General features: G+C 67.5%; 24 protein-coding genes and 2 pseudogenes. 10 read left to right on the top strand and 16 right to left on the bottom strand.

The window, feature by feature from the left end; translation table 11 throughout:
• Window positions 1–7: 7 nt before the first annotated feature.
• Window positions 8–301 carry a S4 domain-containing protein gene (locus C8J46_RS03970; RefSeq protein WP_132735160.1) on the bottom strand — a complete coding sequence of 98 codons (294 nt, stop codon included), beginning with the start codon at window positions 299–301 and terminating at the stop codon, window positions 8–10.
• Window positions 302–308: 7 nt separating this feature from the next.
• On the bottom strand, window positions 309–2,801 hold the full coding sequence (locus tag C8J46_RS03965; RefSeq protein WP_132735158.1) for a helicase-related protein: 2,493 nt from the start codon (window positions 2,799–2,801) through the stop codon (window positions 309–311).
• Window positions 2,802–2,935: 134 nt separating this feature from the next.
• Between C8J46_RS03965 and C8J46_RS03960 the strand changes: the two genes are divergently transcribed.
• Window positions 2,936–3,295: a hypothetical protein gene (locus C8J46_RS03960; protein ID WP_132735156.1), complete on the top strand. Its 360-nt coding sequence runs from the start codon at window positions 2,936–2,938 to the stop codon at window positions 3,293–3,295.
• A gap of 14 nt (window positions 3,296–3,309) precedes the next feature.
• Here the strand turns inward: C8J46_RS03960 and pyrC are convergent, their stop codons facing one another.
• Window positions 3,310–4,344, bottom strand: a complete 1,035-nt coding sequence (pyrC, locus tag C8J46_RS03955) for a dihydroorotase (RefSeq protein WP_132735154.1) — start codon at window positions 4,342–4,344, stop codon at window positions 3,310–3,312.
• An 81-nt stretch (window positions 4,345–4,425) separates the two neighbouring features.
• Here pyrC and C8J46_RS03950 point away from each other — a divergent pair, with 81 nt between their 5' ends.
• On the top strand, window positions 4,426–5,169 hold the full coding sequence (locus C8J46_RS03950) for a folate-binding protein (RefSeq protein WP_243643203.1): 744 nt from the start codon (window positions 4,426–4,428) through the stop codon (window positions 5,167–5,169).
• Window positions 5,170–5,320: 151 nt separating this feature from the next.
• Here C8J46_RS03950 and C8J46_RS03945 read toward each other — a convergent pair whose 3' ends face one another.
• From C8J46_RS03945 to C8J46_RS03915, 7 genes and pseudogenes are all read right to left on the bottom strand, one after another.
• Window positions 5,321–6,139 (bottom strand): shikimate 5-dehydrogenase, encoded by an 819-nt coding sequence (locus C8J46_RS03945; RefSeq protein ID WP_132735152.1) that lies wholly within the window; start codon window positions 6,137–6,139, stop codon window positions 5,321–5,323.
• A 576-nt stretch (window positions 6,140–6,715) separates the two neighbouring features.
• On the bottom strand, window positions 6,716–7,837 hold the full coding sequence (locus tag C8J46_RS03940) for an OmpA family protein (protein ID WP_132735150.1): 1,122 nt from the start codon (window positions 7,835–7,837) through the stop codon (window positions 6,716–6,718).
• 80 nt (window positions 7,838–7,917) lie between these two features.
• Complete coding sequence (locus tag C8J46_RS03935) at window positions 7,918–8,460, bottom strand: DUF2793 domain-containing protein (protein WP_132735148.1); 543 nt, start codon at window positions 8,458–8,460, stop codon at window positions 7,918–7,920.
• 74 nt (window positions 8,461–8,534) lie between these two features.
• Entirely contained in the window at window positions 8,535–10,679 is a 2,145-nt protein-coding gene (locus tag C8J46_RS03930) for a phage tail protein (protein ID WP_132735146.1), read from the bottom strand.
• A gap of 1 nt (window position 10,680) precedes the next feature.
• Entirely contained in the window at window positions 10,681–11,052 is a 372-nt protein-coding gene (locus C8J46_RS03925; protein WP_132735144.1) for a peptidoglycan endopeptidase, read from the bottom strand.
• A pseudogene (locus tag C8J46_RS03920) lies at window positions 11,049–11,845 on the bottom strand (DUF2163 domain-containing protein). Before C8J46_RS03920 ends, C8J46_RS03925 begins: the two are co-directional and overlap by 4 nt.
• A 147-nt stretch (window positions 11,846–11,992) precedes the next feature.
• Window positions 11,993–12,880, bottom strand: a pseudogene (locus tag C8J46_RS03915) (DUF2460 domain-containing protein); the annotation flags it as partial.
• 313 nt (window positions 12,881–13,193) lie between these two features.
• Here C8J46_RS03915 and C8J46_RS20700 point away from each other — a divergent pair.
• The 3 genes from C8J46_RS20700 (at window position 13,194) to C8J46_RS03905 (ending at window position 14,488) form a co-directional block, all read left to right on the top strand.
• Complete coding sequence (locus tag C8J46_RS20700; RefSeq protein WP_165886444.1) at window positions 13,194–13,847, top strand: hypothetical protein; 654 nt, start codon at window positions 13,194–13,196, stop codon at window positions 13,845–13,847.
• Between the two features lie 148 nt (window positions 13,848–13,995).
• Window positions 13,996–14,277, top strand: coding sequence for a BrnT family toxin (locus C8J46_RS03910; protein WP_132735140.1), 282 nt, complete (start codon window positions 13,996–13,998; stop codon window positions 14,275–14,277).
• Entirely contained in the window at window positions 14,192–14,488 is a 297-nt protein-coding gene (locus tag C8J46_RS03905; RefSeq protein WP_347812368.1) for a BrnA antitoxin family protein, read from the top strand. The genes C8J46_RS03910 and C8J46_RS03905 overlap by 86 nt, the downstream gene beginning before the upstream one ends.
• A 354-nt stretch (window positions 14,489–14,842) precedes the next feature.
• Here C8J46_RS03905 and C8J46_RS03900 read toward each other — a convergent pair whose 3' ends face one another.
• Complete coding sequence (locus C8J46_RS03900; protein ID WP_132735136.1) at window positions 14,843–15,712, bottom strand: 3-hydroxyacyl-CoA dehydrogenase NAD-binding domain-containing protein; 870 nt, start codon at window positions 15,710–15,712, stop codon at window positions 14,843–14,845.
• A gap of 125 nt (window positions 15,713–15,837) precedes the next feature.
• Between C8J46_RS03900 and C8J46_RS03895 the strand changes: the two genes are divergently transcribed.
• Window positions 15,838–16,947: a DUF1176 domain-containing protein gene (locus C8J46_RS03895; RefSeq protein ID WP_165886443.1), complete on the top strand. Its 1,110-nt coding sequence runs from the start codon at window positions 15,838–15,840 to the stop codon at window positions 16,945–16,947.
• Window positions 16,948–16,961: 14 nt separating this feature from the next.
• Here the strand turns inward: C8J46_RS03895 and egtD are convergent, their stop codons facing one another.
• The 4 genes from egtD to C8J46_RS03875 all read right to left on the bottom strand — a co-directional run bounded on the left by egtD (window position 16,962) and on the right by C8J46_RS03875 (window position 20,320).
• Complete coding sequence (egtD, locus tag C8J46_RS03890) at window positions 16,962–17,939, bottom strand: L-histidine N(alpha)-methyltransferase (RefSeq protein WP_132735133.1); 978 nt, start codon at window positions 17,937–17,939, stop codon at window positions 16,962–16,964.
• Window positions 17,939–19,210, bottom strand: a complete 1,272-nt coding sequence (gene egtB, locus C8J46_RS03885) for an ergothioneine biosynthesis protein EgtB (RefSeq protein ID WP_132735131.1) — start codon at window positions 19,208–19,210, stop codon at window positions 17,939–17,941. Before egtB ends, egtD begins: the two co-directional genes overlap by 1 nt.
• Before the next feature lie 61 nt (window positions 19,211–19,271).
• On the bottom strand, window positions 19,272–19,865 hold the full coding sequence (locus tag C8J46_RS03880) for a cob(I)yrinic acid a,c-diamide adenosyltransferase (protein ID WP_132735129.1): 594 nt from the start codon (window positions 19,863–19,865) through the stop codon (window positions 19,272–19,274).
• 224 nt (window positions 19,866–20,089) lie between these two features.
• Window positions 20,090–20,320, bottom strand: coding sequence for a twin transmembrane helix small protein (locus C8J46_RS03875; RefSeq protein WP_132735390.1), 231 nt, complete (start codon window positions 20,318–20,320; stop codon window positions 20,090–20,092).
• Window positions 20,321–20,435: 115 nt separating this feature from the next.
• Between C8J46_RS03875 and C8J46_RS03870 the strand changes: the two genes are divergently transcribed.
• Entirely contained in the window at window positions 20,436–20,786 is a 351-nt protein-coding gene (locus C8J46_RS03870; RefSeq protein WP_132735127.1) for a DUF3147 family protein, read from the top strand.
• A 296-nt stretch (window positions 20,787–21,082) separates the two neighbouring features.
• Here the strand turns inward: C8J46_RS03870 and gluQRS are convergent, their stop codons facing one another.
• Entirely contained in the window at window positions 21,083–21,901 is an 819-nt protein-coding gene (gene gluQRS / locus C8J46_RS03865) for a tRNA glutamyl-Q(34) synthetase GluQRS (protein WP_132735125.1), read from the bottom strand.
• A 92-nt stretch (window positions 21,902–21,993) separates the two neighbouring features.
• Here gluQRS and C8J46_RS03860 point away from each other — a divergent pair, with 92 nt between their 5' ends.
• The 3 genes from C8J46_RS03860 (at window position 21,994) to ppc (ending at window position 25,928) form a co-directional block, all read left to right on the top strand.
• Complete coding sequence (locus C8J46_RS03860; RefSeq protein WP_128453801.1) at window positions 21,994–22,560, top strand: HNH endonuclease; 567 nt, start codon at window positions 21,994–21,996, stop codon at window positions 22,558–22,560.
• 26 nt (window positions 22,561–22,586) lie between these two features.
• Window positions 22,587–22,961 carry a hypothetical protein gene (locus C8J46_RS03855; protein ID WP_132735123.1) on the top strand — a complete coding sequence of 125 codons (375 nt, stop codon included), beginning with the start codon at window positions 22,587–22,589 and terminating at the stop codon, window positions 22,959–22,961.
• Between the two features lie 291 nt (window positions 22,962–23,252).
• Window positions 23,253–25,928, top strand: coding sequence for a phosphoenolpyruvate carboxylase (gene ppc, locus C8J46_RS03850; protein WP_132735121.1), 2,676 nt, complete (start codon window positions 23,253–23,255; stop codon window positions 25,926–25,928).
• Window positions 25,929–26,061 lie beyond the last annotated feature (133 nt).

Raw genomic sequence — 26,061 nt, 5'->3', positions numbered from 1 at the left:
GGCTAGTTCACTCGGAAGCCGGATCGCGCACCGCACCGGCAGGCGTCTTCCCAGCAATCAAATCCTGATAGCACCCTTGCGCCTCAAGCGCCGGCCCCCGCCGCGCCGGCAAAGCCTCGACCCGGATCACCCGAACCCGCTCCTCCACCGCAAACGTCAGCACATTCCCAACCCGCACCGGGCAATGCGCACGATCGATCGGCCTTCCATCGATGCGAAGATGCCCTTTCTCAGCAATCGTCTGCGCGGCACTCCGCGTTTTCGCGAGCCGCACGAACCACAGGAACCGATCGATCCGCATCGCGCCTTCAACCATGGCGGACCAGTGCGGCGAGCCCGGCAAACGCGTTCTGCCGCGAAGGATCGATCGGCGTCGGCGCCACGGCGCGAGCCGGCGGTCGACCGCGCCACACCCAACGGGGCGTGTCCCCCGCGAGTGCCTTGAACCCGAGTTCGGCCATCAACCGCTCCAGCGACGCCGGATCGACGCCGATCGAGGTCGCCAGCGCCGGATCGGGCGCGAACGGCGTCCGCCCCTGCCGCGAGTCGTGCGCGGCGCGGGCAATGCGCTCGATCAGGTCGACGCGCACCGCCTGAAGCCCGAGCGGACGGAACCCTGCCTCGAGAACCGCCCCTTCGCTGCCACGCGCCAGCACCGTAGCGCCCTCGCGCGGGGCGGTGATTGTCACACCGCGGGCTGCTGCGAGGATGCGCCGCCAGCGCGCCGACTCGGGCTTGAGCAATCGTGCATCGAACAGATCAAGCGCACCGACCGTGATGCCAACCTTGCGCAAGCGCTTGCGCTCGTCGGGATCGATCGCGTCGAGCGCCAGCCGCATCGGCAGCCGCGGCAGGATCCCGCCGGCCGCCTCGATCGCACTGGCGACCGCGCGCAATGCCGGCGTCGCGTTGGGATCGCGGCTCACCTCAGCGAGATGGACCAGCACCGCGATCCGCCGCTTGAGCATCGCCCCGAGCCACAGCGACAGCCGCGCTTCAATCCGCTCCCGCGCTGCCTTGTCGAGGCAATCGAGCGAGCGATCGAGGATCAGCTTCGGCCGCGCGAACGACGGCCCCGCCGCCAGCCGAGCCACCGCGTGCCCCGCCCAGATAACCTGCGCCGCATCGTCGAGCGCGATATCGACGTCCGGCGCGTCGACCAGCGATTGCCCGCGCCGAGACCGCTCACCGGTCAGCCGTTTTTCCGCAGCCGCCAGCAGCAACCTTTTGTCGCTCGCCCGCGCATCCGCCGCCACCGTGAACCGGAACCCGTCGAGGCGACCGATCGGATGATCCTCGACCATCACCTCGCCTTCGGGACCGATCACCACCGGCAACGCGCCCGCATCCGCGCCGATCTGGCGCATCAACGCAGTCGTACGCTTGTCGACGAACCGCTGCGTCAGGCTGGCGTGCAGCGCATCCGACAACCGCTCCTCCAGCGCCGCCGTCCGCGCGGCCCAAAGCGTCGGCTCGGCCAGCCAGTCCGCCCGCTGTGCGATATACGCCCATATCCGCGTCGCCGCGATCCGCCCCGCGATCACCGGCACGTCGCCCGCCACCGTATCTAGCCGCGCGATCTCGTCCGCGAACCACTGGTGCGGGATATGCCCGCGCCCCTCGCTCAGATGCCCGAACACCCGCGACACGAACCGCGCATGCGGATCGAGCCCGACTTTCCGAAAATCGGGCAAGCCACACGCCGCCCACAACCGCGCAACCATCGCCGGATGCCGCGCCCGCTCGCGCACCCAACCCTCCTCCGCCAACCGCTTCAACACCCCCAGGTCGAGCGCCTGAGGCGCGGCGCGCAAAACACCCGCGGGAGGCCTCGCCTCCAGGCTCGCCACCAGCGCGTCGATGCTGGAGAAATCAGGCTCACCCTGCCGCCAATACAGGTTCTCGAGCCGCGGAAACCGGTGCTCCTCGATCGCCAGCACTTCCTCGGGCAGGAACGCACCCGGCCCATCGTCGGACAGCGCGCCGAACGTGCCGTCGCGCTGATGCCGCCCCGCACGACCTGCGATCTGCGCCATTTCCGCGACCGTCAGGCGACGCTGGCGCTTGCCGTCGAACTTGTTGAGGCTCGCGAACGCGACATGCGCAACGTCCATGTTGAGCCCCATCCCGATCGCGTCGGTCGCGACCAGATAGTCGACCTCGCCCGCCTGGAACATCGCCACCTGCGCATTGCGGGTCCGAGGGCTGAGTGCGCCCATGACGACGGCCGCACCGCCACGCAGACGCCGCAACATCTCGGCGACCGCATAGACCTCCTCCGCCGAGAAAGCGACGATCGCCGAGCGCTTGGGCAGTCGGCTGATCTTCTTCGCGCCCGCATAGGTCAGCGTCGAGAAGCGCGGCCGGTTGACGATTTCTGCACCGGGCACGAGCTTCTTGATCATCGGCCGCAGCGCCTCGGAGCCGAGGATCATCGTCTCCTCGCGCCCGCGCGCGCGCATCAGGCGATCGGTAAAGACATGCCCGCGCTCCGGATCGGCGCCCAGTTGCGCTTCGTCGATCCCGACGAATGCGACGTCGCGATCGGGCATCGACTCGGCGGTACACAGGAACCAGCGCGCATCGGGCGGCACGATCTTCTCTTCGCCGGTGACCAGCGCCACGCGGTTCGCGCCCTTGATCGCGACGACGCGGTCATAGACCTCGCGCGCGAGCAAGCGCAGCGGAAAGCCGATCATGCCGCTGGAATGCGCGCACATCCGCTCGATCGCGAGGTGCGTCTTGCCCGTGTTGGTCGGGCCGAGGACCGCGGTCACGCCAGCGGAGACATCGTCGCTCATGGCCGACAACATCGGGGGTAAAGCGGGCGTGCGCAATGACCTGCGCGCAATTGCGTCGCCGGACGCCCCGCAGAGTCGGTCGGGTCGAGGCTGGCGCGCGTTGACCATCCCGGCCGACACGCTACGCCGGGACCATGGCAAAACCCGACCGCCTCGCCCGCCTCGACGCCCAGCGCGAGGATCTCGAAACCGACTATCGCGCAACCTTGATTGCGGCGCTGGAAAAGACCGCCGCCGGCGCGCTCGGGTTGTTCAATCGCACGCCGGACCGCCGCGTCCGCGCCGCGATCGCACCGACGATCGACGCGCTCACCGAGATGGGCGACGACATCGCCGCGATGCGCGAGCGGCTGATGCTCGAACCCTTCGCGCTCCACGCCGACTTCTTCGCCGCGCGCGGCCCGGTCAGCGCCAGCGCGGTCGGCGAACAGAAAGAAGCGCGGTTGTGGCTCGACCGGCTTAAGGCGCAGGATCCGCCCGCCGCCAACGCGTAGTTTTCGGGGTCGCCCTACCCTTCGAACCGCCACCCGACATTGGTCCCCGCCAGGAACGGCACCACCGCCGTTTCGCCGGCCCCGATCGACGCCGGCACCTCGGCATCGCCGCGCACCAGCGTCACCGTCCCCTCGTTGAGCGGCAACCCATAGAACCGTGCGCCATGCTCGGACGCGAACCCCTCGAACTTGTCGAGCGCCCCCTCCTCGTCGAACACGCGCGCATACGCCTCCAGCGCGAACGGCGCATTGAATATCCCAGCGCACCCGCACCCGGACTCCTTCGCCCCGACGACATGCGGCGCGCTGTCGGTCCCGAGGAAGAACCGAGGCGACCCCGACACCGCCGCCGCGCGCACCGCGAGCCGATGCGTCTCGCGCTTCAGCACCGGCAGGCAGTAAGCGTGCGGCCTGAGCCCGCCGTCGAACAGCGCATTGCGGTTGATCAGCAGATGCTGCGGCGTGATCGTCGCGGCGATCGGATGATCCGCCTCGGCCACGAAGGCGGCGGCCTCCGCGGTCGTGATATGCTCCAGCACGATCTTCAGCCCCGGATAGTCGCGCACCAGCGGCGCCAGCGTGCGCTCGACGAACACCGCCTCGCGATCGAAGATGTCGATCGACTTGTCGGTCACCTCGCCGTGGATCAGCAGCGGCATGCCGATCCGCTGCAACGTCTCGAGCACGCCCGTCAGCGCGCGGATATCGGTCACGCCGTGCGCCGAATTGGTGGTCGCATGCGCGGGGTACAACTTGCACGCGGTGAAAACGCCTTCCGCATAGCCGCGCTCGAGCTCGGCCGGATCGGTGCCATCGGTGAGATAGCACGTCATCAGCGGCGTGAAGGCGGCATCCCCCAACGCCGCCATGATCCGCTCGCGATAGGCCTTTGCGGCCTCGATCGAGGTCACCGGCGGCGTCAGGTTGGGCATGATGATCGCGCGCGCGAACTGCCGCGCGGTATACCCCGCGACCGCCTCCAGCATCGCGCCGTCGCGCAGGTGGACGTGCCAGTCGTCGGGGCGGCGGATCGTGAGGCGCTCGGTCATGAGGCCCTCCTATCGGCCTGCGCAGCGAGATGCCAGACGCCGCCCGCTTGGAAATCGCGCCCCGCACACTAGGTGGTAGGCATGGACCAACCCGCACCCGTAACGATGCCCGCAACGATGTTGCCAGATCGCAGCTTGATCCGCGTCGCCGGCGAAGACGTGCGGGGCTTCCTCCAGGGGCTGGTCACCGCGGACACCGCGTTGCTGACCCCCGACACACCCGCCTGGGCCGCACTCCTGTCGCCGCAGGGCAAGGTGCTGTTCGACTTCATTCTCTGGGCCGACGGCGACGACGTGCTGATCGACGCGGAGGCCGCGCAAGCCGAGGCGCTGACCAAGCGCCTGACGCTCTACCGGCTGCGTCGCAAGATGACGCTCCAGCCCGACGACGCCAGGGTCCACTGGTCCCCGACCGGCATTCAGGGCGTCCCCGACCCACGCCTCGCGGAACTCGGCCGCCGCTGGCTCGCCCCCGCCGGCGACCCGGCAACCGGCTGGCACGAACACCGCCTGTCGCTCGGCGTCACCGAAGGCATCGCCGAACTCGGCAATGGCGAGACGCTCTGGCTAGAATGCAACGCACGCGAGCTGAACGGCGTCAGCTTCACCAAGGGGTGTTACGTAGGCCAGGAGAACACCGCGCGGATGCACCACCGCTCCAAGGTCAACCGCCGCCTCGTCGTCGCGCCCTTCACCGAACCGAGCGCCCGCACACGGGTCATCTACCCCGACCTCGCCCTGATGGTCGAACACCGCCGCGTCGAGTCGCTCGGCGACGCGCTGACGCCACCCTGGCTAGCCGCAGCACTGGTAGAAACGCCCTAACAAGCCCCCCACGATCCTCCCCCGCCAGGGGGAGGTGGCACCGAAGGTGACGGAGGGGGAGGACACGAAACATGCGTGGCGCCAGCCTCCCCTCCGTCTGGCAAGGGCCAGCCACCTCCCCCTTGCGGGGGAGGATTACTGGCTCCGGCACTCAAGAGTTAGCGCGCGCCCAGGCGCCCGCATCCGCCACCTGCGCCGCATCGGGCGTCACCCCGGTATACAGCACGAACTGCTGCACCGCCTGCAACGTCGCGACATCCGCGCCGGTAATGCACCGCTTCCCCGCCGCCGCCGCCGCGCGCAGAAACGGCGTCTCGATCGGATACTGCACAACGTCGAACGCCACCTCGCAGGCCGCAATCATTGCCGCCGGAAACGCCAGCGCCTCGGCATCCGCTCCGGTCATCCCCAGCGGCGTGACGTTGATCAGCAACGCCACCTCCCCCTCGGCAACCGCCGCCCAGCGATACCCATAGAGATCCGCCAGCGCGCGCCCCGCCCGCTCGTTCCGCGCGACGATCGTTCCATCGCGGAACCCGCTGTCGCTCAGCGCCGCCGCGACCGCCTTCGCCATCCCGCCCGAACCCTGCACCACGAACGGCATCGCCCGATCGAGATTCGCGACCAGATCGACCACCGCGCCGTAATCCGTATTGTGCCCGGTCAGCACCCCGTCATCGTTGACGATCGTATTGACGCTATCGATCGCGCTCGCGGTCTGCGCCAGCCCGTCGAGCAGCGGGATCACCGCCTCCTTGAACGGCATAGAGATCGCACACCCACGGATCCCCAGCGCCCGGATCCCGCCGATCGCCGCGTCCAGATCGGTGGTTGAGAACGACTTGTAGACGAAATCCAGCCCGGTCAGTTCGTACAGCCGATTATGAAACCGCGTCCCAAAGTTCCCCGGCCGCGCCGACAGCGACATGCACAGCCGCGTATCCCGGCCAATCAGCGGCTTCATCTGCATCTCCTCGCCAAGCCCGTTGCACTACAACCGCGATCCGTCGTGGTGAAGCGTCGATAGATGTGTTCACGCGAAGACGCGAAGGCGCGAAGATGTCGGCCCCAGCCAAGCGCTCCGCCTCCCGCACCCGCGGCAGCACTGAAAATTACGTGAGAGAGCAATCAACGCCGCTACACGCGAACCCTCTTCGCGCCCTTGCGCCTTCGCGTGAACACATCGGCGTTCCGCCAAACGCCGCCGGTGCGAAAGGCCCAAGCGTTGATTTTGTTCGCGCGGAGGCGCGGAGCCGCGGAGAGTAAAAAGAAGGTTTGGGCGGCGCTTTCCGCCATCACCACGCTTTGAGAAGCCGATCATCCAAAGCCGCATTCGCGGGTGCGCTCACCCGGAAAGAGCCATCTCCACTCTTACTCTCCGCGCCTCCGCGCCTCCGCGCGAACAAAATCGACGCCGACCCAAGCCGCCGTCCCCGCGATCGGTCCAGACTCAAAACGCGACGCACAAAAGAAAAGGGAGGCCAGCTTGCGCTGACCTCCCCGATCTTCATTCCGTAATCGACCCAAGAGCCGGTTGGCGAAAGTCTTACTGGCCCGAACCCGGACCGTAGGTGACTTCCACGCGACGGTTCTGCACTTCGCGAACGCCATCGGCGGTCTCGACGCGCGGACGGCTCTCGCCGAATGCTTCCGTCGAGATGACGCTGTCCGGGATGGCATGCGAAGACAGATATGCCTTCACGCCATCTGCGCGGCGCTGCGACAGACCGACGTTGTACGAAGCCGAACCCGACTTGTCCGCGTGACCTGCGAGCATGACCTGTGCGTTGCCGCACGACTGGTACTGCGTGATCGCGTTGTCGAGGATCGACGCTGCCTCTGGCGTGATGTCCGACTTGTCCCATTCGAAGAACACGATGAACGGACCAGGCGAGCAGACCACTTCGACCGGCGCCGGCGGCGGCGGAGGAGGCGGGGGAGGCGGCGGCGGCGGCGGCGGCGGCGGCGGCGGAGCAGCAGGCTCGCCGAAGTTGTATGTCACACCACCAAGGATGCTGTGCGAACGATAGCGACCGTCGAACACGCGGTTCGAAACGTCGACCAGCTTGACGTTCTCGGCGTTGAAGAAACGATACTTCAGCGTCGCGTCGATGTGGTCGGTCAGCGGTGCGCGGATACCGGCCAGGCCCTGATACGCGAACACGGTGTCCGAGTCGTTCAGGAAGTCGCCGTTGTTGTTGAGTGCATACTGCGCCTTGACGCGAGCAACACCAACACCACCGCCGATGAAGCCCTGGATGCCATCGTCCGGACCGAAGTCCAGAAGGCCGTTCAGCATGAAGCTGAGAGCCGACGACGAACCACCAGCGTAATCATAGCTGTTTGCGCCTGCGTTGCCGCGGACGCCGGTCGGACCGAACACTGGCGTGGTCGTGGTCGACGAGTAGCCGTCCACGGTTGCCTTACGGTAGCCGACTTCGGTTTCGAGGCGGAAACCGCCAAAGTCGTAGCCCATTACGGCGTCGACATCGTAACCATAGTCATGATCGACCGAACCGGCATTGTTCAATGCGCCGATATCATAGTCGATGTCTTCAACGATCATCGCACCGCCTTCGACGCCTACGTACCACGACTTATCGCGGGCGAGGGCGGGAGTGGCGAGTGCGGTGGAGGCGAGTGCCAGAACGACGGCAAGCTTCCGCATACTAATCCCCTTTCATGAGTGTCACACGGACATCGCAAACTCCCTATCCTCGGGCTTGTTTCCACGCAAGTTCACAAAAGTTAGAGGTGTTGCCGGAACGACACAGTTTTTGGGGTGTTTGAGGCCCCAATCAACCCGTGGCCGCGTAAACGGCCCAATATGGCGATAATTGCCGCCCGCGCCTGACTGTCGACGACGGTGCCGCCAGCCGGATCGGGAATCGCCGCCCGACGCGCGCCGACCACGTCGACTCCACCGATCGAGACGCGCGACCCGGCCAGCACCCCGATCGTCCAGGCCCCGCCGCCGAACCGCGCATATTGGCCGTCGGCGATGCTCCACACCGTCATCCCCTCGCGCGGTACGACGAACCGCCACCCACCGCTCGTCCAGCCCGCGATCGCCCGCGCCTGCCCGGCCCAGCCACCGGTCGGCGCGGCACCCACGATCCACGCGCTGCCCGCCACCGGCGCGACCGGCGGCGCATTTGTTCCCACCGCCAGCACGCTCGCCTGCACCGCCAGGTCGAGCAGCGCGAGCGCCTCGTTATGCGTCGTTTCCTTCTGCGCCTGTCCCGGCTGCAGCAAAGGCAATGCCAGCCGCGCTGTGATGTCGTCGCTCATCATTCGTTCCCCCGTTCGATTTTCAGGCCCGTTCGGTTTTTTTAGGCTTGTTCGATTTCAGGCTCGTTCGATTTTCAGGCCGGTACGATCAGGTCCGCCGCCAGCGACTCGCCGAAGACGCCCCGCTGCCGGACAGACACGCTGGCAGAGGCAGCACGCTCGGCCGCGGTCACCGCCACGAACGGGACGGCCATCTCGACCTCGCGTGCGGTTCCCCCGGCGGTGACCGTCACCCGGTACGCCTCGACCTCCTCGGACAGCGGCGCGTCGACCCCGTCGATCCAGCGCCACCCCGCTCTGCTGCGTCGAGTCCACTTCACCGTCGCGCTCCCGTCCGCTTCGGCAAAGCAGCGCAGATGCACCGGCGAAGGCGGCACCACCGACGCCCCCCGCATCACGCACCGCGTCTCGACCGGCGTGGCATCGCCCACCCCAGACGCCATCACGCGCACCTCGCGCCCGAGCACCGACAGCGGCAGGTCGAACGTCCGCGCCGCCTCCGCCTGAAGCAGCACGAACCGGTCGCCGATCATTTGCGCGCCGGCCGCCGCCTCGCTCCCCCGCCGCCCGCGCAGCAAGTTATTCAGCCGCCACCGCGCGCCGCCCAGCGGTTCCGCCCGCCCGAACTGGACGAGTTCGTCGCCAATCAGCGCCAGATTGACCCCACGATCGAGCGCCGCCGCATCCGCATCCCCGAGTTCCATGTCCGCATTCGCCAGCACGACCTCGAACGCCCCCCGACGATCCACCAAAGTCGCTGGCGCCCCCGACGCCACCACCGCGATAGTCCCCAGCACCGCAGGCGCAGCCGTCGCTCCGGCCGCCACCCAACTCACCCCATCATCGACGCTGTAGAGCAGAGCCGCCTGCCGCCACGCCGCGCCCGCCCCTGCCGCCACCACGGTCATCCGCGGCGCGGTCAACGGCGTGTCCTCCAACCCGGGAACCTCGAACGCGCGCAGGATCGTCGCGCCGACGACCGCATCCACCGCCCCCGAAACCCGCCCGCTCGTCGCCGTCGCCGAAACCGAAGCCGCGACCAGCGGCACCAGCCCCAGCGTCGTGACCATTCCCTCGATGCTAACATCGGCCACCCGCCAGACGCCGCCCTCGCCCGCAATCGTCACGCAAGCGCCCGGCGCGATCGCCATCGCCCCGAACCCGGCCGCTACCGTCCGCCGCACCCGCCCGGCCTCGGCCCGCGCGAGCATCGCCTCCGCCACCGTCTTCGCTGCGCCCGCCTCGAGCACCGCCGGCACATCGGTCCGCTCATCGCGAACCCCCGCCCCCGGTCGCCGCGCGCGCTGCAGACCCGCCTGGTAATCCCGCGCCGCGTCATAATAGCCGACCGTCACCGTCCGCGGCACGGTCTCGATCGCCGCCACCGCGCGCGCACGCCGCACGCCCTTCCCCGACACGGCAAACCCCTCATCGGCCACAGCGACGGTCGCCCCCGCCGAGTCCCGCATGACCAACCCCGCCCCCGAAGGCGCAAACCAGGCCCCGCCAGCCTGCCCCAGCATCTCCAGCACCGCGCGAACGCTCCCGCCCGACGCCGCGAACCCGCCCACCGCCAGCGCCGCCGTCCCCGACACCTCGCCAGCAAGCGCCGTCGCGATCGTCGACACCAGCACCACCCCCTCGTCGGCAATCACCTCGAACGTCAGCGAGGGAATCCGATTCCCGAAATCCGCCAGTTCCAGCATCTCGAACACCGCGTACGCCGCGCCTCGATACGCCGGCGTCCCCGCCCCCTCCGCCGACGCGATCAACGGATCCGCCAGCTGATCCTCGCTCCCCAAATGCAGCCGGAACCCGGTCCGCGTCTTGAAGTCCCCCGCCGCCCCGCGCAGCAGCTTGCCCTCCGCCCAGATCCGCCCCACCCCCTGCACCGCGCGCGCCGACAACAGCACCGCAAACGATGCCGCATAGGAATAGGTCGAGACGCTAGGCTGCCCCTTGCCACTGCGCGACGGGGACCGACTCTCGATCAGGTCGGTCGCCCAGATCACCGTCCCCGCCACGCGCATCGTCCCGAACAGCTTCGGGATCTGGCTGCCATAGGACGAAGTCTGCACCGCCAGCTCGGTCAGCCGCGGCCCCTCCTTGCGCGTGCCGAACAGCGCATGATCGACCGACTGCCCGATCAGCGCACCGATCGCGCCGCCGACCGGCCCGCCCACCGCCGTGCCCACCGCGGTCAATACCAAGGTCGCCATGTCACACCCCCATCCGCCACACGCCAAGGATCGGCCAGGGCGGCATCCCCGGCCGCTCCACCACGCGCCGCAGTCCCGCATCCGCATGCACGAAGCCTGTCGCGGTCCGGATCCCCAGATGAATCTGCCCCGGCCCCGCCGCCATCAACAGCACGTCGCCCGGCGCCGCGCTGGCAACCCGCACCAGCACCCGGTCGAGCACGCTAGGATCACCGCCCCGCAAAGAATACCCGGTCGGAACCTCGCCAGCATACCCGCCGGCCCGCAACGCCAATGCCACCAGCCCGACACAATCGAGCCCGTCCAACCCCCGCCCATGCAACCGAAACCGAGTCCCCACCGCGGCAAGCGCAGCCTCCGCAACCCGGCTCAAGCCCCCGGATACCGCGTGAGGAGATCGATCCCCGGCAAAAACGGCTCCCCGCGAAAATTCACCGCATTCCCGAACCGCCCGGCACAGGTGGCCAGACTCTTGTCACACCCCTCGACGACCTCGACCAGCACCCCCGCCTCGACCACGAAAGCCGGCACCGCGCGCAACGTCACCGCCACCCCCGCACCCCGCGCGACAGCGCTCTCCAGTCCGCAATTCGTGCCCCCGAACCACCGCAACAGCCCACCCCCGAGCCCCTCCGCACTCGAGTCCATAGTCACCACCGCCCCCTCGCACGCCACGACCCGAGCAAACCGCCGCCGCCCCGCCATCGCCACCCGACACCGCCGATCCCCCAGCTCCGCCCGACACTCCGGCGAAGTCTCTTCGACCACCGCCGATCGAGCGCAGCACTCGCCCCGCGCAGCTCGGCGGTGAACCCGTCATCCCCCAGCTCGACCGCGCCGATCACACCCTCGCCCAGCTCCACCCGCGAGACCGGATCGGTCCAGTCGACCGCAAACAGCACCACCCGAGCCCCATCCCAGCGCCCCGCCAGCAAATCACGTTCCCCGATAGCGGCCGAGGTCAAAGCCCCCGCCACATCCATCGTATCCGCCTCCAGCCCATCCGCCCGCTGGATCGCCGAAGGCGTCATCCCCGGCGCCGCCCGGTGCACCAGCCCGCCCACCACCAGATCCCGATCATGCGCGGTCAGCCCCACCGCCACCCCATCCCGCCGCTCGATCAGCCAACACAGCGCGATCGTCGCCAGCTCGGCATCCAAAAACATGGGCGTCTCCTCCGAATTGAATTCCTCCCCTGCAAGGGGAGGTGGCATCGCGCAGCGCTGACGGAGGGGTGAGCCGCTCTCGATAGGGGCGACACCCCTCCGTCGCTGCGCGACACCTCCCCTCACAGAGGAGGATCAGACAGCTCTCTAAGCCTCGCGCACCTCGACCAAAGGCACACGCGCCGCCACCCCAGCCAGAAACGTCGCCCGCGCCACGCTCAACCGATCCTCGGCAAACCGCACCGGCACATCGAACGCAAACCCGGCGGTCACCGGCGCCCCAAGAGCAGGCGCCCCATCCAGCACCACCCACCCCCCAGCCTCCACGGAAAACGCCGAAGTCCCAACGCCCCCCACAGCCACCGAAACGCTCCCAGCAACCGGCCGAGTAATCCGCCGCGCCGCCGCGCCGTAAGATTTCACGAGAGCAAACCGCCGAGCTACCCCATCGCCAACCCCAACCACCTCCCCGACAGCGTCGAAGTCGAAAGGATCCCGCAACCGAAACCCCCGCGCCGCCCCCATCCGCGCCCGGAAGAACGCGAGCAGCACCCCGATATCCGCCTCGCTCCGAAGCCCCGGCCCGACATCATACGACGTCCGCGCCTCCGCCCACGCCGCATTGCGCGCCTCCCGCCCGCCCGAACTCGTCAGGATCGCGGTGGAAAACCCCGGCGCCACTTCCGCCTCGCGCCCCAGCGCCAACGGGAACAGCACGTCATCGAACGCGTCCACGGCATCCTCCTGTTCGGTATCGAAATGCACGAACCCATCCCGCATCACCTGCGGCAGCGCCCAGAGAAACGTCTCCGCCACCCCCCGCGCCCGAGCCACGTCCGCGGCCGCCTCGATCAGCCCCCACTCCGCCGCCTGATCCGGCCGCAACACGAACCCCGACAGATAATGCTGACGATCGACCGGATACCCCAGCCGCGCGAACGCCACCGCGACGCCCTCCGCCGACGACGCGGAATCCCCCGCCGTCACCCAGTCGTAATCCTCGAGCTGCAGCACATCGAACGCCGGGCTCGCCCACGGTGCCCTGCCCGGCGCCACCCTGCTCGATAGCGCCCTGCTCGACGACACCATGTTCGACTAACCTGTCCCCGACCCGCTTGACCTCCTTCGCCGCGATCCGTCGCGCCAGCGCATCGAGCTGCTTGATCAGCGCCGCATCGGTCTCCTCGGCCGAGGCTCGCGCCTTGCGCCCCCGCCCGCCGGCGACCCCCGCAACCCGGTCCGTGTTCCGCGCCAGCAACCGCAGCGCCAGATCGACGCTGGTAATCACCGGCTTGATCCCCGACGTACCACCCAGCGATCCCACGATCACCCCATCGCCAACGCCCACATGCGCTGCACCCCCGGCCCGGCGCCCGGCACCAGGAACCACCGCATCCCCGTCCCCGTCAGCCGCCCGAGCCGCCGCGTCCGCCCGCCGCCGCTCCGCTCCGAAGCCCTCAGTCTTCGCCTCGCCGCACGTCGCCGCCCGCACCTGTTCGATCCCCGCCTCGATCGCAGGCGCAGGATCGATCCCCTCCAGCGCCAGCGCCATCAGCGCCTGTTCGAGCCGCCCATAGCCCTCCGCCAGCGCCTCCTGCCACTGCGCCGCAAACACCGGATCGCGCCGCCGCAGATAATAGGCGCCGCAATCGGTCATCCCCATCGCCGCTGCCGAAGCCCGCACGTTGCACGTCGCGCTCAGCATCGCGAAGAATCCCTCGCGCCGCGCCTTGGTCCACCCATCCTTGCGCACCGCGGCGCACTGCACGATCCGATTAAGCTATTGCACTCAATGTGCAGAGATCACCGCATAAAGCGCGCGCATGGCATCATCATGCCCGATCACCCGACCAGCCTCGACGTCATTGAGTCCCCGCTGAATACCCGTGACGACGACAACCTCGCGATCGACACACCCCGGGACGGCTTCTCTAACGAGAGAACGAAGATGCCTTTCATGAAAGAAGGGAGAGTTAGTGTACATACGCTATTGACACCATGATCTATTATCGTATGTACGATAAATGTGGATTGATAACCCACATGAGGGACGCCGGAAGGGCCGACGGACCAATCCCTACCACGGAGCACCACCATGAATAGCGAAACGAAGAGCCTGCGGGCCATGGAGCGATGGGGATCAATACACCATGCGGTACAGTTACGACCAAGATAAGCGCAGCAAAGTACTCAAGGAGCGTGGCCTAGACCTAGCAGATGCATCGAAGGTCTTCGAGGGGTTCTATCTCTCACGTGCTGATGAAAAACACAGCGCCGTTGAGAAACGTGTGAACACACTAGGAATGCTGGATGGCGAGCTGGTGCTTGTAATCTGGACACCCCGCGATGGCGAGTGCCGTATCATTACGATGTGGAAAGCCAATGAGAAAGAGAGACGTAAATATCACGAACGACGTGACCGAAGCGGATGACGTGCGTCCCGTATTGAACGATGACTGGTTCGAAGAGGCTGATGCCTATCAGGGAGCCAAGCTCGTACGACGCGGCCGGCCGAAATCCGACAACCCGAAACAGCCCGTTACACTACGACTTGACCGAGACTTGGTCGATTGGTTCAAGAGTACAGGTGATGGGTGGCAAACCCGCATGAACGAACAACTCAGAAAGGCCGCTGGCATTTAGCCTGCGGCCTTTGCGCATTGGAGATGTCACCCATGCTTATGATCGTACAACTGAGCGGCTCAGCGCTCTTCACGGCTCAGGTAGACTGCGTGCCTACCGCGGGCTCGCTCGTGCGAGTTAAAACCGAGTCGTACAAAAAGGGCCTCTATCCAGGCTCGGTGATCGAGTTCGCCGTGACGAATGCCCAGCCACCGGAGTTCGATTTTGCGGAGACGCCTCCTGTCGCGTATCTAGACGCTAACGGGTACCGGGTAATCGTAGAGGGTACGGCGACCGACTGATGAAGGTATCAAATCTAGCTCGGTCCCTCCCGACCTAAGCGAAACGCTCCCACCGAAACGACTGCTACGCCCCTCACCGAGTAGGCACAGGCTCCGCGCCCGAATAATCATAAAACCCGCGCTTGGTCTTGCGCCCGAACCACCCAGCCTCGACATACTTCACCAGCACCGGCGCCGGTCGGAACTTCGGATCGCCCGTCCCCTCGAACAGCACGCGCGTGATCTCCAGGCACGTATCCAGCCCGATGAAATCCGCCAGCGTCAGCGGCCCCATCGGATGGTTCAGCCCGAGCTGGCACGCGAGATCGATGTCGCGCACGCTCGCCACGCCCTCGCCCAGCGCGAAGCACGCCTCGTTGATCATCGGCATCAGCACGCGGTTAACGATGAAGCCCGGCGCGTCGTTCGCATGCACCACCTGCTTGCCGAGCTTTTCCGCAAACGCCTCGACCGCCGCCACCGTCGCGTCCGACGTCGCGAGGCCGCGGATCAGCTCGATCGGCCGCATCACCGGCACCGGATTGAAGAAATGCACGCCCATGAACCGCGCCGCATCGGGCGCCGCCTGGGCGAGGCGCGTGATCGGGATCGACGACGTGTTCGACGCCAGGATCGCGTCCGGCCCGAGCACCTTGCCGACCTCCGCAAAGATCGCGCGCTTAACGGCCTCGCGCTCGGTCGCCGCCTCGACCACGATCGCGCAATCGCCCATGTCCGCCACGCTCGCGACCGGCTCGATCAACGCCAGCGCCGCATCGCGAGCCTCACCCGCGATCTTCTCCTTCTCGACCAGCCGGCCGAGCGCCTTCGCGATCCCCGCCTTGCCCTGGGTCGCCGCCTCCAGCGACACGTCGGCCAGCAGCACGCGGTACCCCGCCTGTGCCGAAACCTGCGCGATCCCCGCGCCCATCTGGCCTGCACCAATCACACCGATCGTCTGCACATCACTCTCCTGATTTGTTGCCCCCTCCCTAGCCGCTTTTCCCCGCGCTGCCAGCGCGCTAGGCTGCAACTATGCTGTGCAAACCGATCTTTTCCGCCCTCACGCCCCTCCTGGCCCCCCTCGTCATGCTGCCGCTGATGACGGCCTGTTCGCCGAGCCAGCCCACGCCGCACCCCAAGGCCGACTCCGCGCCCGAGGCCAAGACCAAGCCCGCTCCCGCAGCCCCGACGGCACCACAGCCGACCCCCACGACCGACACGCACGCGCCACCCAAGCCCGGCACGCTGAGGACCTTCACCGACTGGACCGTAGGCTGCGACAACGCCCTGCGCTGCACGCTCGGCTCGCTCCTCCCCGACGCGAGCATCGGCCAGGACAATCTCACACTTAACCTCGTGCGAGAGCCCGGCCCGGTCGCGAACGGCGGCGGCAAGATGTCGCTGGCGATCGAAACCCGCAACGATCAGGCCGCCACCAAGCGCCCGCCCGCCAGCTTCGTGGTCGACGGCAAGCCCATAGCCCTGCGCGACGCCGCCGCGCTCGCCGCCGCGATCGCCAACGCCCAGTCGCTGAAAATCCTCGACGCAAACGGCGCCACGCTCGCCACCGTCTCGCTGAAAGGCGCCGCCGCCGCGCTCCGCTACATCGACGCGCAACAAGGCCGGGCGGGCACCGTCGACGCCATCGTCGCCACAGGCCCCGCAGCCTCGCGCGCGCCGACGCCCGCCCTCCCCGTCATCGCCGCGATCGCGCCCTCGGGCGCCGCCGCCAAGCTCACCCCCGCGCAGATCGCGACGATGCGCAAACGCGGGTCGTGCGATATCGGCAACTTCCCCGATGGCGCCGACCCGACTCAGTTCGCCCCCGAAGTCCACGTGCTCGGCGGCGGCAAGTCGCTCGCGATCCTCCCCTGCTCAACCGGCGCGTACAATCTGATCGGCGCGCTTTTCATCATCGACGGCGCGACGATCACGCCGGCCCAGACCGACGCCCCCTCCGGCTTCGAGGAAACCGGCGCCGACTCCGCCACGCCGGTCAAGAGCGTCGTCAACGGCAGTTTCGAGAACGGCATCCTAACCAGCTACGCCAAGGGCCGCGGCCTGGGCGACTGCGGCGTGCACCAGAGCTTCGTCTGGGACGGCACCCGCCTGCGCCTGTCCGAGCAATCCGAAATGGGCGAATGCCGCGGCAACATCGACTACATCACGACCTGGCGCGCGAAGGTGGCGCGCTAACCCTCCTTCTTCGCTCAGGGCGCCGGCCGCTCCACCTGAGCCTCGGCCAGATACACCCCGAACAGCCCCTCGGGGTCGGTCCACGCCGCCACCGGCGTCCAGCCGCCCGACCGCAACAAAATCCGCGCATCCCGCGCGCCATATTTGTGGCTGTTCTCGGTGTGGATCGTCTCGCCCGCAGCCATCTCGAATGACCGCCCATCGACGGTAAGCGTGACGTCGCGCACCGCCTCCAGATGCATCTCGATCCGCGCGCGATCGTCGTTCCACACCGCCTTGTGGCGGAACGCGTCGACCGGAATGTCGCCGTCCAGCTCACGGTTGATCCGCTCGAGCAGGTTGAGGTTGAACGCCGCGGTCACGCCCTGCGCGTCGTCATACGCCGGCACCAGCACGTCCTCGCTTTTGATCCGGTCCATCCCGATCAACAGCATCGCGCCCACGCCAAGCGAGGTCCGCATCGCGCGCAGTAGGTCGACCGCCATCAGCGGGATCATGTTACCGATCGTCGACCCCGGAAAGAACCCGAGCTTCGGCGTGTCGGCAATCGTCTTCGGCAGGCTCAGCGGCCGCATGAAATCGGCCTCGAACGGCAGCACCAGCAGGTCCGGGAACTGCTCGCCCAGCACCTTCGACGATTCGCGCAGGAAGTCGCCCGAGATATCGATCGGCACGTAGACCGACGGCGCGACCGCATCGAGCAGGATCGGCGTCTTGGTCGAAGATCCCGACCCGAACTCAACGACCGCACGACCTTCGCCGGCCAGCGTCGCCACCTCCGGACACGCGGTCTCCAGGATCGCCCGCTCGGTCCGCGTCGGGTAATATTCGGGCAGGTCGGTGATCTTCTCGAACAGCTCCGAGCCGCGCCGATCGTAGAACCACCGCGCCGGGATTGCCCGCGGCCGCCGAGCGAGCCCGTCCAGCACGTCCGCACGGAACTGCGGATCGGCCAACGTCTGCTGGCCGTCCTCGATCTCAGGCTTCAACATCAGATATCTTTCGCGAGGCGCACGCCGGTGAACTGCCACCGTTGATGCGGATAGAAGAAATTGCGGTAGCTCGCCCGCGCATGGCCGCGCGGCGTCGCACAGCTCCCGCCGCGCAGGATGAACTGCGAACTCATGAACTTTCCATTGTATTCGCCGACCGCGCCCGCCGCCGTCACGAACCCCGGATAAGGCCGATACGCGCTGCCGGTCCATTCCCAGACGTCGCCGAAGAACGCCGGTCCGCCCGCGGAGGGCCGAGGCTCAACCGGTCCGGCGACATCCATCTGGTTGCCCCCGTTTTCGTCGTGCGAGGCCGCCGCCGCCTCCCATTCGAACTCGGTCGGCAACCGCGCGCCGGCCCAGCTCGCATAGGCATCCGCCTCGAAAAAGCTGACATGCGTCACCGGCGCTGCCGGATCGATCGCGCGCCGACCATCGAGCCCGAACCGCGTCCAGCCCGCCTCACCCTGTTCCCAATAGAGCGGCGCGACGATCCCCTCGGCCTTCACCCACGCCCAGCCATCCGCCAGCCAGTGCCGCGCCTCGGTATAGCCGCCATCGGCAATGAACGCCGCCCATTCGCCGTTCGTCACGGTCCGGTCCGCGATCGCGTGCGGCACCAGCAGCGCGCGATGTCGCGGCCCCTCACAGTCGAACGCGAAGCCCTCGCCGTCGTGCCCGACTTCGACGATCCCGCCCTCGTGCGCGATCCAGCCGATCGGCCCCGGCATCGCGACCGGGACTTTCCGTGCCGCCGGCCACATCGCCGGCTCGAGCGGGTTCTCCGAAAACATGTGGAGGATGTCGGTCACCAACAATTCCTGGTGCTGCTCTTCATGATGGCACCCGAGCGCCACCAAGTCTCGCGCCTCCTCCGGCAAATCCGGCAGCGCGTCGAGCAACGCCGCATCGACATGCGCGCGATACGCCCGAACCTCGTCGATCGACGGCCGCGTCACCATCCCACGCCGATCGCGCGCGTGACGCCGCCCCTCGGCCTCGTAATAGCTGTTGAACAGGAACGGGAAGCGCTCGTCGTGCAGCACATAGCCGGCGACATGATCGCGCAACACGAACGTCTCGAAGAACCACGTCGTATGCGCCATGTGCCACTTGGTCGGCGACGCATCGGGCATCGACTGCACCGTCGCATCCGCATCCGACAGCGGCGTCGCGAGCGCGAGCGTCAGATCGCGGACTGCGGCAAACCGCTCGGCCAACGGAGACGTTTCCGGCAGGCTTTCACGGTCGGGACGAACGGGATTGGGCATCGATCTCTCCTCAGTTCTACGTCGAGCGAAGCGACGTTGGAACGCGAGCGACGATACGCGCCTAGTCGCGCGTGGCCCCCGGTCGCCAAAGAACGTCTCCGGCGCCGTTTTGGTTCACCGCCCGCGATGCCACGAACAGGAAATCCGAAAGCCGGTTAACATACGCTAATGCGGCCGGATTGAGCGGCTGCGTCTCGCTCGCACCGACGGCGGATCGCTCCGCGCGCCGGCTGATCGCGCGCGCTAGGTGCAGCGCGGCGGCTTCGGCCGATCCTCCCGGCAGGATGAAGCTGCGCAACGGGGCAAGATGCGCGTTCAGCGCGTCGATCTCGCGCTCGAGCCGCTCGACCTGCGACGGCACGATCCGCAACACCATCTCGGACGGCGCGAACGGATCATCGCCACCCTCGTCCGTGCCGGCCGGCGTCGCCAGATCCGCGCCGAGATCGAACAGGTCGTTCTGGATCCGGGTCAGCGCCACCGCCATCGGCTGGTCGCCGAGCGCGATCACCGCCAAGCCGATCGCCGAGTTCGCCTCGTCGACATCGCCGATCGCCTGCATCAGCGCGCTCGATTTAGATACGCGCGATCCATCGACGAGCCCCGTCGTTCCGTCATCCCCCGTCCGCGTGTAGATCTTGTTCAGCTTGACCATGAATCTTCCAGATAGAAACGCAGTGAGGCCCCATCACCCAACGCTAACGCCACCCAACGACGAAGTCGGGACCCAACGACGAAATCCCGTACCCCACAGCCCCCGTCACCCCAGCGAAAGCTGGGGTATCCCTCGTGGTTCGCGACGCCCACCCAACAACGAGATTCCAGCTTCCGCTGGAATGACGGCAGAGTGCGAGCGACGTAGCCCCAATTGCAGTCGCCTTAGTTCCGCCCCGCCGCGAACAGGATCACCACCACGATCAGGATCGCGAGCGCCTGGAAGAAGATTCGCTGCTGCATCATCCGATTCGATTTCAGCGACGCGGCACTCGGACCGCTGCCGTCGCGGACCTGCGCCGTGCCCTCCTGCAGGAACGACACGACGCCCCGCACCAGAGCCACGACGGTCGCGATCATCGCCGCGATCAGGAGGATGACGAGGAATGTGTTCATGACCCGAGTGTAAGCGCGCACCGGCGGGGTAGCAATGGCGTACCCGATGCCGGGAAATGACCCATGTTGCCGGGAAGCGAGTTGCGGAACGCCGCGCAGCGGGCGCACATGGCGCATGCTCTATCTCGCGCTCAAAGCCCTGATTTCCGGTATCCTGATCGCCGCCGCATCGGAACTGGCCAAGCGCTATCCCGGCTTCGGTGCGCTCGTGGCATCGCTGCCGCTCGTCTCGGTGCTCGGCATGATCTGGCTCTGGCACGACAAACCCGATCCGCGAACCATGGCCGCGCACGCCGGCGCGACCTTCTGGTACGTGCTGCCCTCGCTACCGATGTTCCTGCTGATCCCCGCGCTGTTGCGACATGGTATACCCTTCTGGATGTCGCTGGTGGCGGGCTGCGTACTGACGATCGCGCTGTACGCGGCGATGACCTGGGCAGCGCCGAGACTGGGGATCGAGCTGTAAAAAGCACCACCCCGGCGGAGGCCGGGGCCCAATTGGGAAAGCAGAGGTAACGGAGCGATGCGTTACGCCAGCACCGTCCCCCAATTGGGCCCCGGCCTCCGCCGGGGTGGTACAACATTGGAGCCGCCGCGCTGCCACCATGTTTCCCCGCGAAGGCGGGGACCCAGACTGGGCTCCCGCCTTCGCGGGAGAACAAGGAAGTGCAGGGTGCGCGGCGTTGCGGCCGCACCGTGTTCGGGGGGTATCGGCACCACTCAGTTCAGGCGCTCACTTGGCTTTCGCTTAGCAGGCCGCGATCACCCCCCACTCCGCACCCGAGCCGCCAACACCGCCCCATCCTCCCCCGCCGCCCGCATTTCCGCCAACGACAACGCCCCATCGCGCTTAGCCAACCGCCGCCCCGCCGCATCCACCACCAGCGGGTGATGATGATAGCGCGGCACCGGCAACCCCAGCAGCGCCTGCAACACCCGATGCACGTCCGTCGCAGCAAACAGATCCACCCCCCGCACCACGTCCGTCACCCCCTGCGCGGCATCGTCGAGCGTCACCGCCAGGTGATAGCTCGCCGGCGCATCCTTCCGCGCCAACACCACATCCCCCTGCGCCAGAGGATCCGCCACGACCCACCCCGCCGCAGCATCATGCCAAGACAGCGCCCCCGTCTCGCCCACCGCCTTCGCCATATCCAGTCGCCAGCAACACGCCCCCGTCCGCGCCGCGATCTCCGCCGCCGACAGCCCCCGACAAATCCCCGGATAGACCGGCCCGACCTCCCCCTGCGGCGCAGAGGCACTCGCCGCGATCTCCGCCCGCGTACAGAAACACGGATACACGAGCGCGCGCGCCTTCAACCCTTCCATCGCCGCGTCGTACGTCGCCAGCCGCTCCGACTGAAACACGAGCTCGTCCCACCGCAACCCAAGCCACGCCAGATCCTCGAGAATCCCATCGACGAACTCCGGCCGACTCCGCGTCCCATCGATATCCTCGATCCGCAGCACGAACCGCCCGCCCCGCTCGCGCGCAAAGTCGTGCGCGCGGATCGCCGACGCCGCGTGGCCCAGATGCAGCCGCCCGGTCGGGCTCGGCGCGAACCGCGTCACGACACTCACCGCGCTTGACCGACCGCTACGCGCCGTGCTGTCATGGTGCCGTCATCGCTATCGTCCATAGGGCGCCATGCGAAGCCTGAGTGGGAGGAGCCGTGTTTCACCCCGATCTGATGCGTCACCCGGATGGTTGTCCGGCGCTTGTGCTCAATGCCGATTACACGCCGCTTTCCTACTATCCGCTCAGCGTCTGGCCGTGGCAAACCGCGGTCAAGGCTGTCTTCCTCGATCGTGTCGACATCGTCGCCACCTATGAACGCGAAGTCCGCAGCGCCAATTTCGCGCTGAAGCTGCCCTCGGTGATCGCGCTCAAGCAGTTCGTCCGACCGTCGCAATTTCCCGCCTTCACCCGCTTCAACCTGTTCCTGCGCGACAAGTTCACCTGCCAATATTGCGGCAAGCTGCGCGACCTCACCTTCGACCATGTCGTCCCCCGCGCGCAAGGCGGTCGCACCACCTGGGAGAACGTCGTCACCGCCTGCTCGCCCTGCAACCTCAAAAAGGGCGGGCGCACGCCCAAACAGGCGGCGATGCCGCTGCACATCGAGGCGATCCGGCCGACCAACTGGCACTTGCAGGAACATGGCCGCAGCTTCCCCCCCAACTACCTGCACGACACATGGCACGACTGGCTCTATTGGGACGTTGAACTGGAAGCGTAACGGCTTTCAAGACGACGGGAGATACTATGCAGGTGAAACTGGTGACGGCGCTTGCCGCGACGGGACTTTTTGTGTCCGCGTGCGGCAACAAGGACGAGCAGCGCGCGCAGGCCGATGCCAACGCGGTAGGCTTCGTGCCCCCCTCGGTAACGTCGCGCCTAGATTTCGGCGCCAGCATGGAACGCCGTTTCCGCACGCTCGACCGCAACGCCGACGACCGCATCACCAAGGACGAACTCCCCGCACCGAACGCGCGCATCAAGGCGTTCGACCGCAACAAGGACGGCGTCATCACCGCAATCGAGTGGAGCGAAGGCACGCTCGCCTGGTTCGACAGGATGGACCTCAACCACGACGGCACCGTCACGTCTGAAGAACGCGCGGAGTCACGGAAGCGCTGAGCCCAAACAGCCGTCACCCCAGCGAAAGCTGGGGTATCCCTCCGGGTTCGCGACGTACGCCCATCCTCATCCGTCACCCCAGCGAACGCTGGGGTATCTCTCGGGGGTTACGACACCCGCCACACGCGGAGATCCCAGCTTTCGCTGGGATGACGGAGTGGGGCTGGGATGACGCCCAGGGGCACCCAAAGACAATAATATTACGCCACACCAGCGCAATGCATTCGATTTCACGCCTCCCACCCGCCATTCCCGGTTGACCTGAACCCTGCCGCAGCGCAGCAAGGCGCCATGGCAAGCCTCCCCGCAATCGCGAACAATTCCGACATCCGCTTCCTCGGCAAACTGCTCGGCGACGTCATCCGCGCCTATGGCGGCGAGCGTCTGTTCGCGGCCACCGAGACGATCCGAAAAGCGTCGGTCGAGCGCCACCGCGACGCTTCCGAAGGCAAACCCGGCGACGATCGCGCGGTCGACCTCAGCCTCGAAAAGCTCAGCCTAGACGAGACGCTCGATTTCGTCCGCGGCTTCATGCTATTCTCGATGCTCGCCAACCTCGCCGAGGACCGCCAGGGCATCGCCGCGGAAGACGGCGCCGACCTCGCCTCCGCGATCGCACAACTCGAATCCGAAGGCATCGACCGAGCCCAGATCCGCACGCTGCTCGACCACGCGCTGATCGCCCCCGTGCTCACCGCGCACCCGACCGAAGTGCGGCGCAAAAGCATGATCGACCACCGCAACCGCATCGCCGAGCTGATGGGCCTGCGCGATCTCGGCCGCGACACCACTCCGGATGGCGACAGCGTCGACGACGCGATCCTCCGCCAGATCGCGCTGCTCTGGCAAACCCGCGTCCTGCGCCGCGACCGCCTCTACGTCACCGACGAGGTCGACACCGCGCTCAGCTACCTGCGCGACGTGTTCCTCCCCGCATTGCCCGCGCTCTACCAGCGCTGGGACCGCGCGCTCGGCGAACGCACGCCGAGCTTCCTGCGTCCCGGCAGCTGGATCGGCGGCGATCGCGACGGCAACCCGTACGTCACCGCCGACTCGCTCAAGACCGCGCTGTCGAAGGCGAGCGAGGCGGTGCTCGGTTATTATTGCGACGCGGTGCACGCGCTCGGCGCGGAACTCTCGATATCGACCGAACATGCGCCGGCCGAGGCCGCGGTGCAGGCGCTCGCCGACGCCAGCGGCGACGATGCCGCCAGCCGCAGCGACGAGCCCTATCGCCGCGCGCTCTCCGGCATCTACGCCCGCCTGTCCGCGACGCACGACGCACTCACGGGGAAGCACGCCCCCCGCCCCGGCCGCCTCGTCGGCGAACCCTATGCCAACCCCGCCGACTTCCGCGCCGACCTCGTCACGCTCGCGCACGGCCTCGGCATCGCGCTCAAGACCGGCGGCGCGCTCGGCCGGCTGATCCGCGCGGTCGAGACGTTCGGCTTCCACCTCGCCACGTTGGACCTCCGCCAGAACAGCGCCGTCCACGAACGCGTCGTCGCCGAACTGCTCAAGGTGGCCGGGGTCGAGGGCGATTACCTCGCGCTCGACGAGGACGCCCGCGTCGCGCTGCTCCGCCGCGAACTCGCCAACGCCCGCCCGCTCACCTCGCGCTTCGCCGAATATTCCGAGGAAACCGCTGGCGAACTCGCGATCGTCCAGGCCGCCGCCGACGCGCACGCCGCCTACGGTCCTCAGTGCATCACCAACTACATCGTCTCGATGGCGCAGTCGGTCAGCGACCTGCTCGAAGTGAACCTGCTCCTGAAGGAGGTCGGCCTCTACCGCCCCGGCGACACGCCGACGGCAGCGATCATGGCCGTCCCGCTATTCGAGACGATCGGCGATCTCGAAGCCGCCCCCGCCGTCATGACCGCGTGGTTCGCGCTCCCTGAAATCGCGACGATCTCGAAGGCGCGCGGCCATCAGGAAGTGATGATCGGCTATTCGGACAGCAACAAGGACGGCGGCTACCTCACCTCCACCTGGCAGCTCTCGAAAGCCTCGACCGCACTAAAACCCGTCTTCGCCGCCGCCGGCGTCGGCATGCAGCTCTTCCACGGCCGCGGCGGCGCGGTCGGGCGCGGCGGCGGCTCGGCGTTCCGCGCGATCCGCGCGCAGCCCTCGGGCACCGTCCAGGGCCGCATCCGCATCACCGAGCAAGGCGAAGTCATCGCCGCGAAATACGGCACGCGCGACGCGGCGATGACCAACCTCGAAGCCATCGCCTCCGCCACGCTGCTGGCAAGCCTCGAACCTGAACGCCTGTCGAACGCCGACAACGCGAGCTTCTCGGCCGCAATGGACACGCTCAGCGACACCGCATTCCACAGCTACCGCGACCTCGTCTACGGTACGGAGGGCTTCCGCACCTTCTTCCGCCAGATGACGCCGATTGCCGAGATCGCCGGCCTCAAGATCGGCAGCCGCCCCGCCAGCCGCACCAAGTCCGACCGCATCGAAGACCTCCGCGCGATCCCCTGGGTGTTCAGCTGGGCGCAGGCGCGCGTCATGCTCCCCGGCTGGTACGGGGTCGGCCGCGCGATCGCCGATTTCGAGGACAAGGCGCTGCTGAAGGACATGGCGCAAGGCTGGCCGCTCTTCGCGTCCGCGCTGGCGAACCTGGAGATGGTGCTAGCCAAGTCCGACATCGGAATCGCCGAACGCTATGCCGGGCTCGTCGAGGACGACAAGCTCCGCGAGATCTTCACCACGATCCGCGACGGCTGGCACCAGACCCACGACGGGCTCCTCACGGTAACAGGCCAGTCCCGCCTCCTCGAAAAGCACCCCGCCCTAGACGCCTCGATCCGCCTCCGCCTCCCCTATATCGAGCCGCTCAACCTCCTCCAAATCGAACTGATCAAACGCCGCCGCGCCGGCGAGGACGACCCGCGGATAGGCGAAGGCATCCTCCTATCCATCAACGCCATCGCCACCGCCCTGAGAAACAGCGGCTAATCCTCCCCGGAACGGGGAGGGGGACCAGCGAAGCTGGTGGAGGGGGCGGGCGGCAAACGTACCAGCCGTGAGACTCGCCTTACGCGATCGCAGCGCCCAGTACCGCTCCGACACAGCCGTAACGCTTGCGGCA

Origin of the sequence: Sphingomonas sp. PP-F2F-A104-K0414, from assembly GCF_004340945.1 — a bacterium.
In the GTDB taxonomy this organism is placed as follows: Bacteria; Pseudomonadota; Alphaproteobacteria; order Sphingomonadales; family Sphingomonadaceae; genus Sphingomonas.
The sequence above is the reverse complement of the archived record's forward strand: the minus strand, read 5'-3'. Positions and strand labels throughout refer to the sequence as shown.

Coding starts and splice junctions, on each gene's coding strand:
- C8J46_RS03875 (WP_132735390.1), bottom strand. CDS start 20,320: ATGAACACATTCCTCGTCATCCTCCTGATCGCGGCGATGATCGCGACC.
- C8J46_RS20700 (WP_165886444.1), top strand. CDS start 13,194: ATGCGCTGCACCCCCGGCCCGGCGCCCGGCACCAGGAACCACCGCATC.
- C8J46_RS03855 (WP_132735123.1), top strand. CDS start 22,587: ATGCAGGTGAAACTGGTGACGGCGCTTGCCGCGACGGGACTTTTTGTG.
- C8J46_RS03930 (WP_132735146.1), bottom strand. CDS start 10,679: ATGGCGACCTTGGTATTGACCGCGGTGGGCACGGCGGTGGGCGGGCCG.
- C8J46_RS03965 (WP_132735158.1), bottom strand. CDS start 2,801: ATGAGCGACGATGTCTCCGCTGGCGTGACCGCGGTCCTCGGCCCGACC.
- C8J46_RS03970 (WP_132735160.1), bottom strand. CDS start 301: ATGCGGATCGATCGGTTCCTGTGGTTCGTGCGGCTCGCGAAAACGCGG.
- pyrC (WP_132735154.1), bottom strand. CDS start 4,344: ATGACCGAGCGCCTCACGATCCGCCGCCCCGACGACTGGCACGTCCAC.
- C8J46_RS03870 (WP_132735127.1), top strand. CDS start 20,436: ATGCTCTATCTCGCGCTCAAAGCCCTGATTTCCGGTATCCTGATCGCC.
- C8J46_RS03905 (WP_347812368.1), top strand. CDS start 14,192: ATGGCGAGTGCCGTATCATTACGATGTGGAAAGCCAATGAGAAAGAGA.
- C8J46_RS03950 (WP_243643203.1), top strand. CDS start 4,426: ATGGACCAACCCGCACCCGTAACGATGCCCGCAACGATGTTGCCAGAT.
- C8J46_RS03910 (WP_132735140.1), top strand. CDS start 13,996: ATGCGGTACAGTTACGACCAAGATAAGCGCAGCAAAGTACTCAAGGAG.
- C8J46_RS03895 (WP_165886443.1), top strand. CDS start 15,838: ATGCTGCCGCTGATGACGGCCTGTTCGCCGAGCCAGCCCACGCCGCAC.
- C8J46_RS03960 (WP_132735156.1), top strand. CDS start 2,936: ATGGCAAAACCCGACCGCCTCGCCCGCCTCGACGCCCAGCGCGAGGAT.
- ppc (WP_132735121.1), top strand. CDS start 23,253: ATGGCAAGCCTCCCCGCAATCGCGAACAATTCCGACATCCGCTTCCTC.
- egtB (WP_132735131.1), bottom strand. CDS start 19,210: ATGCCCAATCCCGTTCGTCCCGACCGTGAAAGCCTGCCGGAAACGTCT.
- egtD (WP_132735133.1), bottom strand. CDS start 17,939: ATGTTGAAGCCTGAGATCGAGGACGGCCAGCAGACGTTGGCCGATCCG.
- C8J46_RS03935 (WP_132735148.1), bottom strand. CDS start 8,460: ATGAGCGACGACATCACAGCGCGGCTGGCATTGCCTTTGCTGCAGCCG.
- C8J46_RS03940 (WP_132735150.1), bottom strand. CDS start 7,837: ATGCGGAAGCTTGCCGTCGTTCTGGCACTCGCCTCCACCGCACTCGCC.
- C8J46_RS03880 (WP_132735129.1), bottom strand. CDS start 19,865: ATGGTCAAGCTGAACAAGATCTACACGCGGACGGGGGATGACGGAACG.
- C8J46_RS03945 (WP_132735152.1), bottom strand. CDS start 6,139: ATGCAGATGAAGCCGCTGATTGGCCGGGATACGCGGCTGTGCATGTCG.